This is a genomic window from Limosilactobacillus panis (assembly GCF_019797825.1).
Lineage (GTDB): Bacteria > Bacillota > Bacilli > Lactobacillales > Lactobacillaceae > Limosilactobacillus > Limosilactobacillus panis_A.
Genome location: NZ_CP081855.1, coordinates 1,261,258 through 1,280,216, shown reverse-complemented (window position 1 = coordinate 1,280,216; position 18,959 = coordinate 1,261,258). Strand labels below are relative to the sequence as shown.

Annotated in this window: 16 protein-coding genes and 1 pseudogene; 7 read left to right on the top strand and 10 right to left on the bottom strand. The window is 48.3% G+C overall.

The window, feature by feature from the left end; translation table 11 throughout:
* Positions 1-14: 14 nt before the first annotated feature.
* The gene (locus KZE55_RS06160; RefSeq protein ID WP_222257824.1) at positions 15-692 is read right to left on the bottom strand and encodes an amino acid ABC transporter permease; all 678 of its coding nucleotides are present in this window, start codon (positions 690-692) and stop codon (positions 15-17) included.
* On the bottom strand, positions 673-1,332 hold the full coding sequence (locus tag KZE55_RS06155) for an amino acid ABC transporter permease (RefSeq protein ID WP_047767328.1): 660 nt from the start codon (positions 1,330-1,332) through the stop codon (positions 673-675). The genes KZE55_RS06160 and KZE55_RS06155 overlap by 20 nt, the downstream gene beginning before the upstream one ends.
* Before the next feature lie 546 nt (positions 1,333-1,878).
* On the opposite strand from KZE55_RS06155, the gene KZE55_RS06150 reads away from it, so the two are divergent.
* The gene (locus tag KZE55_RS06150; RefSeq protein WP_047767326.1) at positions 1,879-2,121 is read left to right on the top strand and encodes a hypothetical protein; all 243 of its coding nucleotides are present in this window, start codon (positions 1,879-1,881) and stop codon (positions 2,119-2,121) included.
* A 158-nt stretch (positions 2,122-2,279) separates the two neighbouring features.
* On the opposite strand, the gene KZE55_RS06145 is transcribed toward KZE55_RS06150, so the two are convergent.
* From KZE55_RS06145 to KZE55_RS06135, 3 genes and pseudogenes are all read right to left on the bottom strand, one after another.
* On the bottom strand, positions 2,280-2,633 hold the full coding sequence (locus KZE55_RS06145; protein ID WP_152666501.1) for a hypothetical protein: 354 nt from the start codon (positions 2,631-2,633) through the stop codon (positions 2,280-2,282).
* Positions 2,581-3,878, bottom strand: a pseudogene (locus KZE55_RS06140) (Y-family DNA polymerase). The gene KZE55_RS06145 and the pseudogene KZE55_RS06140 overlap by 53 nt, the downstream one beginning before the upstream one ends.
* A 99-nt stretch (positions 3,879-3,977) precedes the next feature.
* Complete coding sequence (locus KZE55_RS06135; RefSeq protein ID WP_222257823.1) at positions 3,978-4,790, bottom strand: Cof-type HAD-IIB family hydrolase; 813 nt, start codon at positions 4,788-4,790, stop codon at positions 3,978-3,980.
* Between the two features lie 137 nt (positions 4,791-4,927).
* Between KZE55_RS06135 and KZE55_RS06130 the strand changes: the two genes are divergently transcribed.
* Positions 4,928-6,301, top strand: a complete 1,374-nt coding sequence (locus KZE55_RS06130) for an RsmB/NOP family class I SAM-dependent RNA methyltransferase (RefSeq protein WP_222257822.1) — start codon at positions 4,928-4,930, stop codon at positions 6,299-6,301.
* A 21-nt stretch (positions 6,302-6,322) separates the two neighbouring features.
* The gene (locus KZE55_RS06125) at positions 6,323-7,189 is read left to right on the top strand and encodes an SPFH domain-containing protein (RefSeq protein WP_047767316.1); all 867 of its coding nucleotides are present in this window, start codon (positions 6,323-6,325) and stop codon (positions 7,187-7,189) included.
* A 265-nt stretch (positions 7,190-7,454) separates the two neighbouring features.
* On the opposite strand, the gene fni is transcribed toward KZE55_RS06125, so the two are convergent.
* From fni to mvk, 4 genes are all read right to left on the bottom strand, one after another.
* Positions 7,455-8,501 carry a type 2 isopentenyl-diphosphate Delta-isomerase gene (gene fni, locus KZE55_RS06120; protein WP_222259950.1) on the bottom strand — a complete coding sequence of 349 codons (1,047 nt, stop codon included), beginning with the start codon at positions 8,499-8,501 and terminating at the stop codon, positions 7,455-7,457.
* Between the two features lie 63 nt (positions 8,502-8,564).
* A complete protein-coding gene (locus tag KZE55_RS06115; protein ID WP_222257821.1) occupies positions 8,565-9,680 on the bottom strand; it encodes a phosphomevalonate kinase in 1,116 nt (371 codons plus the stop codon).
* Positions 9,681-9,706: 26 nt separating this feature from the next.
* A complete protein-coding gene (mvaD, locus tag KZE55_RS06110) occupies positions 9,707-10,678 on the bottom strand; it encodes a diphosphomevalonate decarboxylase (protein WP_222257820.1) in 972 nt (323 codons plus the stop codon).
* Entirely contained in the window at positions 10,678-11,628 is a 951-nt protein-coding gene (gene mvk, locus KZE55_RS06105; RefSeq protein ID WP_222257819.1) for a mevalonate kinase, read from the bottom strand. The genes mvaD and mvk overlap by 1 nt, the downstream gene beginning before the upstream one ends.
* Before the next feature lie 163 nt (positions 11,629-11,791).
* Here mvk and KZE55_RS06100 point away from each other — a divergent pair, with 163 nt between their 5' ends.
* The 4 genes from KZE55_RS06100 to KZE55_RS06085 all read left to right on the top strand — a co-directional run bounded on the left by KZE55_RS06100 (position 11,792) and on the right by KZE55_RS06085 (position 17,122).
* A complete protein-coding gene (locus tag KZE55_RS06100) occupies positions 11,792-14,662 on the top strand; it encodes a helicase C-terminal domain-containing protein (RefSeq protein ID WP_396442472.1) in 2,871 nt (956 codons plus the stop codon).
* 94 nt (positions 14,663-14,756) lie between these two features.
* Positions 14,757-15,275: a cell wall elongation regulator TseB-like domain-containing protein gene (locus tag KZE55_RS06095; protein WP_222257818.1), complete on the top strand. Its 519-nt coding sequence runs from the start codon at positions 14,757-14,759 to the stop codon at positions 15,273-15,275.
* A 199-nt stretch (positions 15,276-15,474) separates the two neighbouring features.
* Positions 15,475-16,185, top strand: a complete 711-nt coding sequence (locus KZE55_RS06090) for a DnaD domain-containing protein (RefSeq protein WP_222257817.1) — start codon at positions 15,475-15,477, stop codon at positions 16,183-16,185.
* A gap of 22 nt (positions 16,186-16,207) precedes the next feature.
* On the top strand, positions 16,208-17,122 hold the full coding sequence (locus KZE55_RS06085) for a DMT family transporter (RefSeq protein ID WP_222257816.1): 915 nt from the start codon (positions 16,208-16,210) through the stop codon (positions 17,120-17,122).
* 62 nt (positions 17,123-17,184) lie between these two features.
* Here the strand turns inward: KZE55_RS06085 and KZE55_RS06080 are convergent, their stop codons facing one another.
* On the bottom strand, positions 17,185-18,873 hold the full coding sequence (locus KZE55_RS06080; protein WP_463674772.1) for an IS1182 family transposase: 1,689 nt from the start codon (positions 18,871-18,873) through the stop codon (positions 17,185-17,187).
* Positions 18,874-18,959: the final 86 nt, after the last annotated feature.

Genomic DNA, 18,959 nt, shown 5'->3' with positions numbered 1-18,959 from the left:
TTTCACCTTCTCAATTAGTATTTCTGCTTGGCGGTTAAGTGTTTAGCCCACCGGGAAAGGGGGTAGTCGATGATAAAGTAGAGGATAAAGATTAAACCGTAGACCCAGAAGACCCCCGTTGGGTAGTTCTGGTTGTTAGCTTCGATGATTTGCTGACCAACGTTGATCACGTCCATGATGCTGATCATTAACAGTAGGGAGGTTGTCTTGATGACCCGGGTTGCCAGGTTGATCGTTGCCGGTAGTTCCAGGCGGATTGCTTGGGGAAGCAAGACGTAGCGGAAGAGCTGCCACTGGTTCAAGCCGAGGGCCAAGCCAGATTCCCGCTGGTGGACGGGGATGGATTCCAGCGCCCCCCGGACGATATCGCTAAATTCAGCGGATACCCATAGGGAGAAGGCCAAAACAGCCATCCAGGTTGCCGGCCAGTTAACGTTAAACTGGCGGGGCAGGATGTAATAAGCAAGGAAAAGCAGGACGACGGTTGGAACAATCCGGAAAAACTCCAGGTACATCAGGAGGATAAAGCGGATGACCTGGTTGTGCAGGGTTCGCAGCATCCCCAGGATGGTGCCGAGGGCCAGGCCGATTATGAGTGAAATGGCCGCAATCCACACGGCGGTCCAGAGGCCACCCATCAAGCGGGCGAAGTTAGTGCCTTCAAATAAAACGTTAATCCCCGAATGTGCCATAGCGAACCCTCCTTTCGAGCCAGGTTAAGAAGACAATTAGTGGAATCAAGATGATTGCGTAGGCGACGACCAGGACGAATAGGTATTCGTTGGATTGGTAGTACATCCCAATCAAATCCAATGCGGTATTGGTCAGTTCCGGGATGGCAATCACCGAGAAAATCGACGTTTCCTTGATTAGGAAAATGATGTTGGCTGCCAGGGCCGGCATACTCAGGGCAAATCCTTGGGGGAAGACGATGTAGCGGGCAAGCTGGAAATCGCTCATCCCTAGCGCCCGGCCACTGTCGAGTTGGCTTTTACTAACCCCGTTGAAACCGCCGGTAAAACCTTCTGCCATGTAGGCCCCACCGAGGAATATCAGACCGATAATCCCACAGGTCTGGGCCGCCATTTTAATTCCCATTACCGGGAAAGCATAATATAAGAAAAATAGCTGGATAAGCAAAGGCGTGTTCCGGGCGATTTCGACGTAGGCACCAACAATCTTTCCAACAACCGGAACCCGGAAGTACTGGCTTAAGCTGCTGATGATTCCAACAATGATTGCCCCAATGATCCCGACAAATGAGAGCCACAGGGTTAATTTGAATCCCTGGGCGAATTCAGGAAGACTTTGCTGAATCACTGTCCAATTCATTTACTTCAACCTCCTTTGATCATTAGCTAGTTAAAAACAAAAAAGCCTACAATTCAATCCAGAATCGCGGGCTTAGCTTTTGAAAAACCGGGCATGGACTGACCCAGTTATGCTTTAAACTAGCAGTACGAATACTGAATTTTCCCTATGCCAAAAGACACGTTGCAAGAAGAGCAACATGAACAACAAACTTGAGCTGGCATAGCAGAGTTCAGCATTAAATCGTACCCCTTTCGTAATGATTGCTTGTATTTTAATCCGTTTTTAATTTTATGTCAATGGCAATTGCTAACTTTTTGTTAGTTTATTTGAAAAATAGCAGTTTGACCGAAATTTTTAGAAGTAAAAAATAAATTTAATGGTAAAATATCTAAGGGAGCCATGGCACCCACGTCATAGTTCCCCTAGTAGAAGTATGTTGGCGAAGGTGATTGCATTATCACCTTCGCTATTATTATAACAAAATTTTTAGATAAAAGTTCATAAAATTAAATAAAATTGCTTATTAGGCGCTGTTATCAACTTATAAGGGGGAGGACGAACACTATGCGTACGAAGGTTTCACTGCTGCTTTTAATTATTGGAATTATTATCGCTGCTTTTTCTCTGACCATGAGTGGGCAGGGGAAAATGGCCACGCTTGTCTTGGGACTGATCATCGCCTGTGGGGGCTGCGTAATGATTCTGTTTAAGGACCAATTTATTCGTGGTCACCGCGGTTTCACCATTATTACCACGGCCTTGTTTGTTGTCCTAATTGTTGCGTACGTTTTTAAGATTCTGCACTAAACTTTGGGCACCGTCGATATACTGACGGTGCTTTTTTAATGCGGCGGTGTACTCCGACAAGAAAAAGCCGTCCCATTTGATCTTGCCGCGGTCATGATAATCGTATTTGAAAAAGTTATTTGCTACCGAATCGGCTTCAATGTCACTATAAATATGAATCATTGTCGATCGACCTTTCGATATAGTTGCTTTCGTTGTTCGCTCGTAAAGTTCGTGTAGGTAAACGTAAAGTGGTACGTTTGCCTAACTACCGTCAGAATAGCGAGTAAGTTGGTAAAACTGAGGTTGGGGTACCTTGCTAAAGGAATTGACCGCTGGTAGGTACCCTTTTTCTTGATGCTAAAAAAGAGACTGTAGCCCTTATCAGGTGCATAGTAGTTAATACCGACCTGGTATTCAGTTTGCGGAAAATTTTTAAAGAGTTTATTAATGCGGCTGATAATTAGGCGGCCCTGTTTCCTATTCCAGGCTTTGTCCGCCACTGTGGCCGCCAACAAGTCCTGCACGTTCAATAAAGGTCCCACCCTTCTTCAGATTGTTTGCCCGGATGATGGCTGTTTTACCATACCTTCTTCGAATAGTATCCATCGTTTTTTCCAGACTGATTGCTGACGGCTTGGGAACATTGAAGATATTTAATTGTTCACCATAACGGGAAGTAAGGCCCGTACAAGAGACGGCAACCGTCCGGACCGGTGCTTGCTGGTTCCAATATTTTTCAAAAATAAAGATAAGTTGGCGGTTAATGGTGGTTGTCTCCGCCGTTGCGTCACTCAACTTGAGCGCGTGGGCAAACCCGGTTCGCCCATCTGCATCTTCGACACCTAATGAATAGCCGATTCGCAGGTAGACACCGTGACACTGCTTGTTGTGGGCACGTAAGCGGGCCGCCACCTGGGCACCAATTTCTTTGATTACTACTTCAATTTCACCCTGCTCACAGTAGTCGCGAGGCAGTACCTGAGAATTACCCAGTGACTTGTCCTTATGGAGGATTTTTTCCTGGAGGCATGTCCGGTCGATTCCCCACGCCGTCGCGTACAGTTGAGTTCCAATGATGCCCAGTGCCTTTTTTAATTCATACTGGTTGCAGTGGGCAAGCTGGTCCATGTTATGGATACCAAGTCGGGCGAGATTCGCCTGGGTCCGGCGGTTGATTCCCCAAACGTCGGTAATTTGGGGGATGGTCCAAATCTTTTGCTTGACCGTCTGGTTCGTGATGACGCCGATAAACTCTTGGTTGTGCTTGGCGTAGATATCAAGGGCAATTTTGGCCTGGAGGGGGTTATTACCGAGGCCGACCGTAGTTACTAACCCTTGTTCTTCTTTTACCTGGTGCTGGATTTTCCGGATTACCTGGAGAATATTGTTACCGAAGAGGTGCCAAGAGTGGGTAATATCCAGGATTGATTCATCGATGGAATAGGGGAGGAGGTCCTCATCGGCACTGTACTGGTTAAAAATATGGTTGACCGCCAGGTTCTTTTCAATGTAGAGGTTCATCCGTGGGGGAACAACGATTAGGCGTCCATCATTGGGGATGTCACGCTTGCGGTTGACGTTCGAAATATGAAAAAGCTTTTTGGCCATGGGAGAGGAGGCGAGTATTAAACCTCCACGGTGTTGGCCGCCTCTGACATGACCACGAGCGGGGTTGTGAGGGGGTCAAGGCCCCGCATTGCACATTCAACCGTCGCGTAAAAAGATTTGTTGTCAATTACCAGGGAAACTCCCGTGGGTTCGTTTGAATAATCCATGTTACCTTCTCCAAACATTTGTTCGTTTAAAATATATCATAAGAACGCCTGTTCGTAAATAACGAAAAATAAAAAGAAGCCGAAAAAACAGCTTCCAATTTAAATCGCTAATTTAAAATAGCTTTGTAAGTACTTAGCTAATCCATTGTGGTCATTATCAACGGCGGTTACATCGTCCGCAACATTTAAAACGGCGGGGACTGCGTTCTTCATTGCAACTCCCCGGCCAGAAGCGTCGAGCATCTCCAGGTCGTTATGCTCGTCCCCGAAAGCAATAATGTTTTGCTTACTGATATTGTACTGCTTTGCGATGTAAAACATCCCGGATTCCTTATGGATTCCCCGATGAATCAGCTCTAGGATATTATAGGAACCACCCCAGACCCGGGGCTCGACAAAATCACCGTACTTCTGGTTAACGGCCTTGATAATCTTGTGCTCTTCACCAGGATGATATTCGATTGTGAGGGCGATTGGATCCTCAGTCAGGTTGTGGTGGGTCAGCAACTGGTCTTTGGTAAGGTGGTCCGGTAAGAATTCTGGGAGGTCCTTTGTCGGGTGGTTGGCCCAGACGTGGAACTTATCTTCAACGGTAATGGTCTTGATGCCGAGCTCCTTTTGGTGGTCAAGAAGGTCCAGGGCCAGTTCCCGGGTTAGCTCAATCTCATACTCACCGTTCCATGCTTCGTGGGGAATATGGGTAAGGGCCCCGTTGAAGTTGACCATTGGGGTTTTGATACCAATCTGGTCGTAGATGCGGCGGGCAATTCGGTAGGGACGACCGGTAATAATACTGACGATATGGCCGTCATTTGCCAAGGCCCGCAGTGTCCGAATTGTTTCTGTGGTCAGCTGGGAAGCATTATTAAGGGTGGTACCATCTAAATCAAGGGCGATCAAATGTTGGTCCACAACTTTCACTCCTTCGTTCAAAAATCTTTATCACCGTATTATACGCAAAATTATTGTGAATGTGAACCATTTATTCTGTGTGTTAGTGGTTGCGAGTGAAATACGGTATAATGTACGGAAGAAATGAGGAGTGAGCAATGCAATTACCGAGTGAATTTGTAAAAAAGTACCAGCGTTTGTTAGGGGATGAAGCACCAGCTTTTTTAGCATCCTTTGACCAGCCAAGCACCGGTGGTTTCCGGGTCAACCCGTTAAAAGCGGCACCTAAAGAAGCCTTGGCCCAGGCGACGGGGAAAGTGGAATACGTCCCCACCGGTTACCGGGGGCCGGTGGTCGGCAAATCCCTTGACCACGCCAGCGGGGCAATCTATAGCCAGGAACCATCGGCAATGTATGTGGGGGAAGTAGTTGATCCCCAGCCTGGTGAGCGGGTCTTGGACCTGTGTGCGGCTCCCGGTGGAAAGACGACCCACCTGGTAGCCAAAATGGGTGACCAGGGATTACTGGTCGCTAACGAGATTTTTCGCAAGCGTGCCCTTGTTCTAGCGGAAAATCTCGAACGGTGGGGTACCCGTCATACCATCGTCACGAACGAGAGCCCGGCTGAGTTGGAAAAACAGTTTCCCCATTTTTTTGACCGGATTTTAGTGGATGCTCCGTGTTCTGGTGAGGGGATGTTTCGCAAAGAGCCGGCAGGGATTGAGTACTGGAACCCCGATTACCCGGCTGAGTGTGCAAACCGGCAGCAAAAGATTCTCGCCTCTGCACTAAAGATGCTGAAGCCAGGCGGAATCCTGGTATATTCGACCTGCACCTTCGCCCCCGAAGAAGACGAGCAAAATGCCGCCTGGCTGCTTAAAACGTACCTGGACCTGGCGATGGTCAATATTAAAAAGTATCCGGGAATGGATAGCGGTCGACCAGAATGGGCAGACAACAATCCAGAACTGGCGAAGGCGGTCCGGCTTTTTCCCCACCATATTAAAGGGGAAGGGCACTTTATAGCTAAGTTTAAGAAGGCCGAAAGTGATACGTTAGCAGTGACCCCCAGAAGACAGCAGCACCGCCAAAAGCGGCGGCGTCAAGCGGCTGGTCAGCTGTCTAAGGAGGAGCGCCAACTGTTTTCTGAATTTTGTGCACGGCTATTGCCGGACTACCAGCCCAACCACCTCTTAACCTATGGCGACCAATTGTACGACCTCCCCGCCGGAATTTCGTCAGTGGAAGGGTTAACGGTTTTGCGGCCGGGCCTTCACCTGGGGACATTTAAAAAACGGCGTTTTGAACCGGCCCTGGCTTTGGCGTTGACAATGCGGCCGGCGGAAACGAAGTGGGCAATTGAACTTGACCATGACCAATGGCGCCAATATGTTCACGGGGATGTCATAAGAAAAGGAGAAAAGCGGCCGAATGGCTGGTACCTCCTTTATTGTCAGAACCTGCCCTGTGGCTTTGGTAAGCTGGTCAACGGGACGATAAAGAACTTCTATCCTAAGGGATTACGGTTTTAAGAAAGGAAGTTGAAGTTAGTGATGAAAGAGAAAAATGCGTTTCATATAAATGGCTACTTGGCCTTATTGCTGACGATTGTGGGGGCCCTATTAGGGGCTTGGCTGGTTTATATCGGTGCCCACCACGGTAGTTATGGTCCAATCATTGTTGGTGGAATCATCCTGGTGGTGGTCCTGATTGCGGCAACGTCACTGACCATTATCCAACCAAACGAAGCCAAGGTATTGACCTTCTTTGGAAACTACATCGGGACGATTCGTGACGCGGGCCTATTTTTAACGGTTCCCTTTACGGATAAGCAACGGGTATCACTACGGGTGTTCAACTTTAACAGCCAGATCCTCAAAGTGAACGACTCTAAGGGGAACCCAGTGGAGATTGCGGCGGTGATTGTCTACAAGGTGGTTGACACTGCCAAGGCCCTCTTTGCGGTTGATGATTACGAGCAATTTGTCCAGATCCAGAGTGAATCGGCAATTCGGCACGTAGCGAGTGAGTACCCGTATGACACGTTTGAGGACGAAAAGGCGCTGACCCTGCGGAGCAACCCAACGGAGGTGTCCGACAAACTGACGGCGGAACTGCAGGAGCGGCTGAATGTCGCAGGGGTCCAGATCATCGAGACCCGCTTGACTCACCTGGCATACGCAACGGAGATTGCCAGCGCGATGCTGCAAAAGCAACAATCAGCGGCAATCCTGTCGGCCCGAAAGATCATTGTTGAAGGAGCGGTCTCCATTACGGAGGACGCGATTGACCGTCTTGCTAAGGAGACTGACCTTGACTTGACTGATGCCCAACGTTTGCAGATCATCAATAACATTATGGTCGCCATCGTTAGTGAACGGGGCACGCAGCCAATAATCAATACGGGAACGAATAATTAAAGCTAAAATGGCGAAAATCGGGCAAGCTTGTTTCCCGCGATTACTGTGTAATATTTGGCGATAAAAGGGGAGCAAGTGAGCTAGTTTGTCTTTCGACGCGGAGCGAGCTTATAGGGAACTCACCTCGAAGCGAAGCAAGTCTTTAAAAAGCACAAAGCGGGCTCTAGTGTTCGGAGAATCCAACACTAGAGTCCGCTTTGTGTACTGTGCTACAGCATTTTCAATTATATAGGAGAATTATGTCACAGTCCCCCTCTATTTATTTTTAAGCCTTTAGGTGCCGCTGATTCGCGTAACTAAGTAACTGTGGACCGAGCACGTAATTGGCCTTGCGGAGGGCAGCATAATTGTTAACCCCCAGTAAGGTCAAAAGGCGGGTAGTTACTACCTTCCATTCATTGATGGTATGGTCAAGCGCATTAACGCCGCCTTGTGCCAGGACATTAAGAAAATATCCCGCAACTCCACAAGCCCGTGCGCCTAAGACTCCAGACTTAATTACATCTAACGGCGAAGTAATTCCACCGGAGGCGATAATTATGGTATCTTTTCCTGCTGCTTGGGCTTCTAATAAGGCTTCTGGAGTTGTTTGTCCCCAATCAATCATGGAATTAAAATTTGTCTGATGGTTACGACGATTTTCAATCATAGCAAAGTTTGTACCACCCCGACCACTGACGTTAATAATTTTGACACCAATTTTGCTTAATCGGGCCACATCCTCTTTATTCATACCGAAGCCAACTTCTTTGACAATTACTGGTATATTAAGAGTATTAACTAAATTCCTGATATTGGTTAGCCAGTAAAAAGCTCTGTCACCTTCCGGCATTATCAGTTCCTGAGCAGCATTAAGGTGTATTTCAATAGCGTTGGCCTCCAGCAAGTCAACAGCATCTTGAGCCTCACTAATGGTTGCCTTTGCGCTAAGATTAGCAATTACTAACCCGTCAGGATTTTCTTCCCTGACAACTTTAAAAGAGCTGCGATATTGTGGATTTTTAAGAGCCACGCTAACTGAACCGGTTGCCATGGCTAAATGATGTTTAGCAGCCAGATAGGCCAACTGCCGGTTGATTTCTTTAGCCTGGTTACTCCCTCCGGTCATTGCTTCAATGTAAAAGGGAGTTGTCAGCTTTAGTCCTGGAGCAAGGGCGGTCGTAAGGTGGATGTCGCTAACTGCCTTTTCTGGTAAGGCGGTGTGAATCAAACGAACCTGGTCAAAGGGGTGATTAACATGAGCTTGTTGATAATACTTGGTTGCCAGAGAAAGATGTTCGTTTTTGCGTTGCGCTTGTTGTGATTCCATGATTGCCAGCTCCTTATATTAATAGTAAAACGAAGAGGCTAGAGAAAATCTCCGGCCTCTTATTCTTTAGTGTAATGGTAAGTGTTTTTGAATCTTCTCTTTAACGTCTGCAATGAAGTGAACATTTAACGGTAGTTGTTCGATGTGGTTCTTTGCCCATGACTTCAGAACCCCTTTAAAGTTGTCGCCGTCACGGTCAATTGCCACGATTCCACAATCACCGCCACCAGCACCAGAAGTTTTGGCCGCTCCGCCGAATTGTTCTGCAATCTGACACAGCTGGTGGAGGACTGGCGTTTCAATGTTAACTCCCGAGTTGGTGCCTAGTTGTTTCAAAAGGTCACGATTATAGCGGATCTCACGTTTGATTTCCTCAAGGTCCTGGTCGTGAAAACCGTTAACCATTTGCTGGATGCAGGCCTTGCTTTCCTCTAAGAAGTGCCGGTACTCATCTTGCTGACGCGCCTTAAAGAGGGAAATCTTGTCAACTAACTGTGAAGTTGATGCCGGCTTACCCGTCCAACCAATCAGCAATTGGAGGTTCTTTGGCGCGTGCAAGGGCTCGATTCTTAAATCCGGCCAGGGGAGGTCAACCAGTGACTTGATGTTTAAGTATTTTCGCTGCTGAGCTAGCCACTGCCGGTCAAAGGAGTGGTAAGAAATCCAGCCACCGTAAACGGAGGCCGCCACGTCCCCCAAAGAGCCATTTCCTTGGACTTCAAAGTGGGCGATTGCCGCTAACTTGAAGATGGTGTCCTTAGTCACTGGCAAATTATAGAAGCGGCAGAGGGCCTTCACAGTTGCCACTGTCACTGCAGCTGAAGAACCGAGGCCATACTTACGACCGCTCTTATTATCCAACTGGCTGTCAATCTGGATATCATAAATGCGTAGTTCCCGTTCAAAGGTTCGGGCGTACTCCTCGGTTACCCGGATAGCAGATAGGATGTATGAAAATGGGTTATCACGTTTATCAACGACCATCTGATCACCCATTCGCCGCCATGACAACTGGTCATTATGGTACTGACGACTAAGAATTTGGCCCATCTCACGGGCGGATTCTTTGATCGTGCAGGTGACGAACTGGTCGAGGGCGACCAAGATTGCCGGGTAGCCATTTTCAACAACGGCGTATTCACCGGCGATGTAAAGTTTTCCAGGTGCTTTTTCTGTAATCAATTGCTAAATTTCCCTTCTCATCAAATTTAATCATTCCAAATTTTAATACCGGAGCCCGGCTTAGAAACCACTAGCCGTTCCTTGCCGAATTGCTTAGCGAGGGCATCATAGATTGGCTGACGGTTGCGTTGGTCATAAATGACCTTGACGTTTGGACCCGCATCAATTGTGAAGTAACAATTAATACCACTTTCGCGAAGTGTCCGAACAGCATTCATTGCCCGCAGCGTATCACTGTTAAAGTATGTAAACCCCGGGTCCGCTGATAGAGTCAGAGCGTGCATCCGGAGGGCATTTGTTTCGGCAATTTGACCGATGGCGTCAATGTCATGGGCCAAAATGGCCTGTTTGATGGCGACCATATCATGGGCAACAATTTCTGGCCATACCTTGTAGTAGGGGGAAGTGGCAACACTTTGTCGCATCCCGTAACGGCTTGAGACTTTCTTTTTCTTGGTATCAATTAGGATCGCAAGCATCTCAATGTTAAAGGAAACGTCTTCCATGATTGGATTCGCGTAAGAGGTCAGGTCATCGTCGCCTTTTCGCCACTCAACTAATCCCCCGTAGATCGACCGGGTGGCGGAACCGGAACCGCGCCGTGCCAAGCGGGAAAGATCCCGCCGGTCAAGTGACATCCCGGCCGCCGCGCTGGCTGCTCCAGCGAGGGCGGCAAATGCCGAGGCGGAAGAGGCAAGACCGACCGCGGTTGGGACGTGGTTATGTGACGTAACCCGGGCGTACGCAGACTCACCGCTACGTTGGCGAACTAGGTCAAGAAAGTTGCGGACCTTTTGACTGTTCTTTTTATCCAGCAAGCGGTCATTGATTGTTACCTGGTCAGCTGTTAACTGCTCATCAAATTCAACCGTGGTGGTTGTATAGAACTCGTCCAAGGTGAGTGATAAGCTATCGGTTTCCGGGAGAATCAGCTTTTGGTCACGTTTTCCCCAGTATTTGACCAGGGCAATATTTGTGTGTGCTCGCGCCGTTGCCATTATTCTTCCCCCCGTTGGTCAAACGGCTGAATCCAAGTATGTTTGGCGCCACTTTCTTTCAGAATACTAGCAAGTCGCCGGGCACCCAGGGCCGTTTGCATAATGGCAAACATACAGCCGCCCCGGCCCCCACCGGTCAGCTTAGCACCAAGGGCGCCGTTGTGTCGGGCGACCGTGATCAGATTATCAAGGCTTTTGTCACTCACGTTAAGTGCCTGCAGGTCTGCCTGGGCCGCATTTAGGGCTGTCCCTAATTTGATTACTTCATTATTTTTAAGGAAGTCCCGTGTTGCGTTGACTAAGTTACCCAAGTGTTCAATGTGGGCCTGGGCCTTGTCTGGTTGGGCCTTTAACAACTGCTGGACGCTGGCAATGGCTTCTTTGGTTGCGCCCTTGATACCGGTGTCCGCAATCACCATTGTCGCACTTAGGTTCATTTCAATTGCTTTACCCGCCTGGCCCTTAATGTAGTAAAGGGGATTAGCAGAGGAAACCGTTGCGGCATCGAGGCCGGATGGACTTCGGTGGGTGATCTGCTCTTCGATGTCGGCTAACTTAAGCAGCTCTTTTCGCGTTAACTTTTTTTCGTAGTAATCAAAAAAAGCGCGCACGATTGCAACTGCCGTCGCTGCTGAAGAGCCCATCCCGCGTTCTGCCGGAAGTTGGCTGTCAATCGTTAATTGCCAACCGTCTTCTTGACCGGTGAATTTGGTTATTAGGGCGTTGATTAATTTTTGAACCCCTAACATGTTGTTCGGGAGTTCGTTTACTGGTCCGTCAAAATAACGGCTGTTGACCAACTGTAATTGGTCAGCCCGCCGATCGATGGTTACCGTTAATTTAACGTTGGGGAGTGGGAGGGCAATTGCTGGTTGTCCGTAAACGACACTGTGTTCCCCAATCAAAATAATTTTTGCATGGCTCTTTCCAATCCCTTGTTGTTTCACCATCGTAACCTACTTTCTTATAGATAGAAATTCCATTCATCATCATAACTTAAATTGTAGAAATGTAAAAGGGTTGACTTCGACTTGTTACCAAATCTAAATAAATTGCTAAAGAGGCGGGCCACGACAACTGGGGGACGAATGGTGTATGATAATACTAGTAATTATGGAGAAATCCGGTGATAGTTTGAATAAAAAAATCCAAAAAAAGTCACGCAAGCGTGATAAGATGGCGCCTATCTATTCCGTAGTGGACCTGGAAACGACGGGAACCAGCATTAATCACGGTGACCGTATTATCCAAATTGGCTGCGTACTAGTCCAGGATGGTGAGATTATTAATCACTTTGAGACCAAGGTGAACCCGCGCACACGAATCCCACGTTCCGTTGTTCAGCTGACAGGTATTCATGACCAGGACGTCAGATCTGCGCCTTTGTTCGATGATGTTGCCGCGACCGTTTATAGTCTCCTTAGTAACACCGTTTTTGTTGCCCACAACGTTAACTTTGACTTCCCGTTTTTAAACGCGGAACTAGAGCGGGCGGGTTACCCCTCACTACCGATTAAGGCAATCGACACGGTCACCCTTAGTCAAATCCTGTTACCAACTGCCAAGAGTTACCGCTTGCGGGACCTGACAAGTTCTCTAAGAATCGAGCATGACCACCCGCACAGTGCCGTTTCCGATGCGGAAGCCACGGCTCACTTGCTAGTGGACCTTTTAAAACGGGTTCATGACTTACCGACAATTACTCTCCACCACCTGGTGCAACTAAAGTTAGCCCTGCCGCAGCAGACGGCGACGGTCTTTAGTGATGAGCTGGCGCACCGGGGTGATTGTCCCCAGCCGCTAAGTGAGGACCTGTACGTCAGCCATGGAATTGTCCTCCATAAGCAGCGTCCCCTTTCTGTTGAAAAGCAAAGCGCAAAGGTCCGCTACCCGAAAACGAAGCGGGCCAAGCAAAAGCTGTATGGTGACCGGCTGGAGTTTCGCCCAATCCAGGCCAAGATGATGAACAGCATCTACAATAACTATACCCATGATGAGCCAAAGAACATGGTCGTTGAAGCCGGGACGGGGAGTGGGAAGACCCTTGGCTACCTTCTCCCGCTAGTTTACGCGGCTTACCCGGATAAAAGGATCGTAGTCAGCACGGCGACCAACCTCCTCCAGGAGCAAATTGCCACGCAGGCGGTTCAGCAGTTAAATAACGTTTTGCCCTTTACGGTTAACAGTGTGGTGGTCAAGGGAAACCAACACTATTTAGACCTCGGTAAGTTTGTCCATTCGCTGAGTATTATTGAAGACTCCAAACTGGTCCAAATGCTGAAAGCCAAGATTCTTGTTTGGTTGACGACAACCACGAGTGGGGACTTAGATGAGCTTAACCTAACGACTGCCCGGTCACCATACTTTACGGAAATTCGCCACCGCGGGGTCCGGACGTTAAATCCTCATAACGAGTTTTACCAGGATGACTTTTTAGTCCGTCGGGATAAGCGTCTTGACCAGGCAGATATTGTCATTACCAACCACGCCTACTTGGTTGCCCATGCTCAAGAACTTGGCGATGGGACCCGCCGGCCCTACCTGGTAATTGACGAGGCTCAGCACTTGAGCAGTAGTATTCTTCGTCAATCGCGCCGGCAATTTAACTTCCCCCAGATCCGGGCAGCGGTCCACGTCCTAAGTGGTTTGGTAAATAATGGTAGTGACCGTAACCTAACGAGCATCTTTGCCACTCACGCCCTTGGGGGATATAACGTTGACCTATTACGAGAGGACCTGACCCATGTTGAAGCGGCCATTAATGACTTTCAACAGGCCCTGTTCCGGCAGTTTAAAAACCAGGTTACCGGAAACGTTGAGGATGAACTGATTGAACAGCCGCTTGATAACCAGCAGCTTCAAGAATTACTAGACGTGAGCGGGCCAACGATGATGGAGCTTGAGCAGGCGCTCGGTAGTGTTCAACTGCATTTTTTAGCCCTCCAGCACATCTTTACCCAGCAAGCAGACCGCTGGTTGCTCAGCGACCGTTACTTGATGAATCAGTTCCAAAGCCAGTTGGCTAAATTGGTGGACGCAGACACCACCCTAAATCAGTTTAACGAAACCCTGCGTGAACACGGGGATGAAGCGGCCTTCTGGTTGACGATTCGCCAATCAACGGAAAGAAGTTCTATGCGGTTGAGTGGGGGACTGCTGGCTGCCAACCACTTTTTGACGGAGAGTGTCTACCCGTACTTTGCCCAGCCGCTCTTCATTGGGGCCACCCTCTTTACCTCGGCCCGGTCACAATACCTTTACCACCAGCTCGATCTTCAGCGGCAGGAGACCCTTACCAAGCGCTTTAGTTCGCCGTTTGACTACCAGCACCATTCGAAGGTCCTGATTGCAAAGGATGCCCCCTTGCCGGGTAACCAGAAGAATGCGGACTACATTAACTACTTGGCATCAACGATTTACAAGCTGACCAAGCAGTCGAACTGCCAGACGATGATCCTCTTTAACTCGCTGATAATGATTGAACAAGTTTATAGCCAACTGCGGGAGACCGACCTCTTCGACCAGCGGGACATCTTGGCGCAGGGAATTACCGGCAACCGCGATAAAATCCTGAAGCAATTCTCGACGGGACAGAATGCCGTCTTGCTAGGCGCCACTTCCTTTTGGGAAGGGGTCGACCTGCCCCAGGCGGCCCTTGAGTTACTGATTATCACCCGGCTGCCATTCGATGCCCCGGATGAGATCATGAACCGGTCCCATAACAACCTACTTCGTCGGCAGGGGAAGAATCCCTTCTACCAGTCCGAGCTCCCCCAGGCAACCATGCGCCTGCGGCAGGGAATTGGTCGCCTGATTCGGACGGAAAAGGACACCGGGGTGGCCGTCATCCTGGACCCCCGCCTGGTAGCCCGGCGCTATGGTGAAACAATCATGAGGAGCATCAAGCGTGACTACCCGGTCGATGTCTTACCAACGGACCAGCTGGTCAAAACAACAAATAATTTCTTAAAAAAGGGGCATTAATTCCTGATTAAGTAAATTATTTGGTATAATCATAAAGATTGACATATCGAATATGGCAGTTAAGTGATACTAGATTGAGGAAGGGAAGAATAATATGCAAAGTCGGCGCGAAGTTCAACGGGCCCATGATCGTGGATCGGCCCTGCGAACGCTTCGAAACATTATCATTGCCATTTTGCTGGTCCTCCTGCTCGGCTGGAGCATTTTTGCAGTTAGCAACCAGCCGCGGGCAGAGGCCAAGCGGCAGGCAACCCAGATGGCTGAAAAGTATGCCCACTTGCAGCATCCACAGCACTTTTACATCTATAACCGGGAAAGCACCTTTTACACGGTTACCGGAAAGAACCGGAGTGGTCAACCCATTATGGTGATTGTCCCGCAAAAGGGTGGCAATATCCGGGTCCTGAAGCAAAACGCGGGGCTCTCTGCCCAGCAGGTTCGGGCAATGACCAGCCGCAACCGACGCCCAGCAGAAATTTTGAAAGTGGCACCCGGGGTGTTTAATGATAAGACCGTCTGGGAAGTTACCTACCGTAATAAGAAGGGTAACCTATGCTATGACCTGATCAACTTTAAGACTGGTCATTACGTTCAAGAAATTAATAATTTGTAGCTGAAGTTGGGAAAAAGTATTAGAGCGTTCCGTTTGGCTAGTATAGGAAGGTCGTTGGCACGGAATGAGCCGGCGATTGTCCTTAGCTAGACCTGGAGCGCACTTTTTTTCCGTGATTATTGTGTAATGAGGGGGGGAAGGCTGCGGTTCTTTTTCATCCTCTTCATTAATTTATGAAATAACTTTAAGGAGGGAGATTATGGCAGAAAATTCTCTGCAGCGGTATTTACAAGCGGGGGAGACCTCGGTGAGCAACATCCTGCTTCGCCACTATAAGGAAATTGGCCTGACCACGTCCCAGCTGGTCCTCTATTTACAGTTTAAGTCCTACCAGGACCGCGGCAATGCGAGTCCAGATATCCGGCAGATCGCCAAGAACCTGGCAACTTCCGAAGTCCAGGTGTTTGACCAGCTCCACCAGATGGTTATGAGCGGCCTGGTTGACCAGCAGATGCGCAAGACAAACGACGGTAAGGAAGAAGCGGCCTACGACTTTACACCGCTGATTAACCGTCTGGCCGTCTTTGATGACCAACAGGCTACCCAACATGTCGAGACGACGGCGGCAAATAGCCGGATGAAAACCTTCAACTCGCTGGAGGCCGAATTTGGTCGGCCACTTTCTTCGATGGAGATGCAAATCGTCAACGACTGGTTGGATAAAGACGGCTATTCGACCGAGATGATCAAGTTGGCCCTAAAGCAGGCGGTCTTGAATAGCGCCCTAAGCCTGAACTACATGGAACGGATCTTGCAGAGTTGGGACCGCCAGGGTTTAAGAACCCGCCATGATATCGAGCAACACGAGCGTCAGTTTGAGCAGCGGCGGGGGCAGCAGGAAAGCGCCACCAGCAACAAGCGCCAGCGAAAGAAGGGGCCCAAGATCCCAATCTACAAGTTGGGCGAATAGAGTTTGAAAGGGGAATAAAATAATGGAGCACAAGTCATCACATGCGGTCATGAAGGGGATGGGCTGGGCCGGACTAGCCTCAGTAATGTGGGGGATTTCGGGGACCACCCTCCAGCTGATCTCCCAAAACTTGGCCATCCCAGCAACCTGGATGTTGTCGACCCGGACCTTGATCACCGGGTTTATCCTTCTGGTCCTGAGTTTTATTATTTACGGCCGGAAGACCTTTAACGTCTTCAAGTCACGGGATACGGCCATCTCGGTGGTAACCTATGCCATCTTTGGGTTAATGCTGAACTTACTGACATTCTACTTTGCGGTTCAGACTGGGAATGCTTCGGCGGCCACAATTCTTCAGTACCTTTCACCACTGTTCATCGTCTTGGGGAACATCTTTATCATGCGGCAGCGGCCCTTCCGAAGTGACATCATCGCCTTCGTCCTAGCGTTGATTGGGGTGGTAATGTGCATCACTCGGGGAAACCTGACGTCGCTAGCCTTGCCGTTTATTTCGGTTCTTTGGGGCCTGGGGTCCGGGATTACGGCAGCCTTCTACGTTGTCTTACCCCGGCGGGCATCAGCGAAGAATCCGCCCCTGGTGGTTCTCGGTTGGGGGACCATGATTGCGGGGGCCCTCTTTAACCTCTACCGGCCAATGTGGGTCAACCCGCCGCACATTTCCACGACCCTGGTCCTGTCAGTAGGGACCGTGATCCTCTTCGGGACGATCCTGCCATTTGGCCTGCTTTTGCACGCAATTAACTTTGCCCCATCCGACGTGATCAGTATTATGGATGCCCTCCAGCCAATCGTTACGTCAGTTTTGAGCGTAATCTTCTTCCACCTTCATTTGAACTGGGTAGAGATCACCGGGATTGTCATCGTGTTGGTTGCCATCTACATCCTGCAAGATGGACGGCGGCGTAAAGAAATTTAAATAAGAATAAGCTCCAGCCTTCGGACGCTGGAGCTTATTCTTTACGGTGGGTAAGGAGGAAGCTACCCTTTAAACCCAAAATGGGGTTGTGACAAAAGCCTCTGAATCAGAAGCTCCATTCGGAATTTAACAAAAATTCTGAATGGAGCTTTTTGATTATCTGAATATTTTGAGAAAATGAGCGGCCTTCCGGCCATTTTCTTCATGTTTAATGCCATTAAAGCAATCCCAATTTGTCTTTTGGCTTTCTTAAGACCACGTACTGTGAACCTTTTAAAACCCAAATAAGCCTTCAAGTTACCAAAAACAGTCTCTACATCGTACTTACGACGGGAGTAAGTGTTGGAATTTGAAAGCGACTCGCGAGCTTTCGACTTAAAATATTCCCACTGTGGGTTCACCATAAGGTACTTAGTGTTCCCATGTGGTGTTAATGCCTGAGAAATAATTTGATGATTCTCATCATACTTCTCTGCTTGATATACTTTGAAATCACGACGGAATTTGTATTTATCATTTCGGTATGCGTATCGTTTAAAGTTGAATCGGACGCCCTGTGGGTTTACATAAAAGTCATCAGCCTCATGATATTCCCAGTTCATTACTTTTCGATCATCAGAACGCCACTTACGGCTATTCTCTTTAATCATGGTGCTGTAAGGAATTAAAGCTGTACAATCAGGTAGCTCATCTTCGATATACTTATAATTGCGTTCTGATCCGTAACCAGCATCGGCAACAATTTCTCGCCCCAAAACTTCGTTCTGGGCGAGATGAGATAAGAATGGGATTAATGTTCTAGTATCGGTTGGGTTCTGCATGAGTTCATAACCCAGCACGTACTGTGAGCTAGTCATAATTTGAAGATTATACGCTGGCTTTGTTTGACCATTACGCATCGGATCTTCCTTTAAACGCATAAAAGTAGCGTCATGATCGGTTTTGGAATAGCTATTACGTTGGCCAGCGATCTGCGATTGGGCTTGGTATTCAAGATGCTTTTGACGACAATGGTCTAAAGCATGGAGATACTTTTTGGCATGACGTCGTTCCTGCTTGGCCGGATTGGGCGAAACCTTTGCGGTTTCGGCCACCCGTTGGTTTAACTCTTCAATCCGTTGTTCAAGTAAGGCAATAATCGTATCAAGTTGATCAATGTCAAAGCTATCTTCATCAACATCAATCTTAACTTCTGCTTGCTTAATTTCACGAATTAGTTTTTGAGCCTTTTCAACGTTTAATTCGCGATACTTAATGGTGCGTTTCTTCCAAACAAAGGAATACTTATTTGCGTTAGCTAAAATCTTAGTGCCATCAATGAATGAAGCCTCATCGATCATTCCCTGAGCCTTTAAATAGTCATGAAATTCCTTGAAACTACTCTGAATCATATCTTCCAATTCTTGGGAGACAATGAAGCGAGCAATGGTGCGGTAGGTTGGGCGCTGTTCTTGAGTCAACCACATCGCAACAATGTTTTCACGAGCAAAGCGTTCAATTTTCCTAGAGGAAATGATACCATAGCTGTAAGCCAGTAAAACTAACTTTAACAGCATTCGTGGATCATACTCTCTTGGTCGACCCATAATATTGGGTCGCCGCAGCGCTAAGCTTTCAACCAGCCGATTAATATAACGTGCTGGATGATTTAACTCAGGTTCATAAGCAGTAGGTATGTTCAAACTAAGTTGATTCATGTTATAATCAGGTTCCAATGTTTTTGTATCCTTTCGAGGGTATTTTGGAGGCATCGACGGTCAGGTCGATGTCTTTTCTTTTACTAATATTTTAAAGGAAAATGGAGTTAAATGAAATCCGAAGATTTCATCTAACTCCA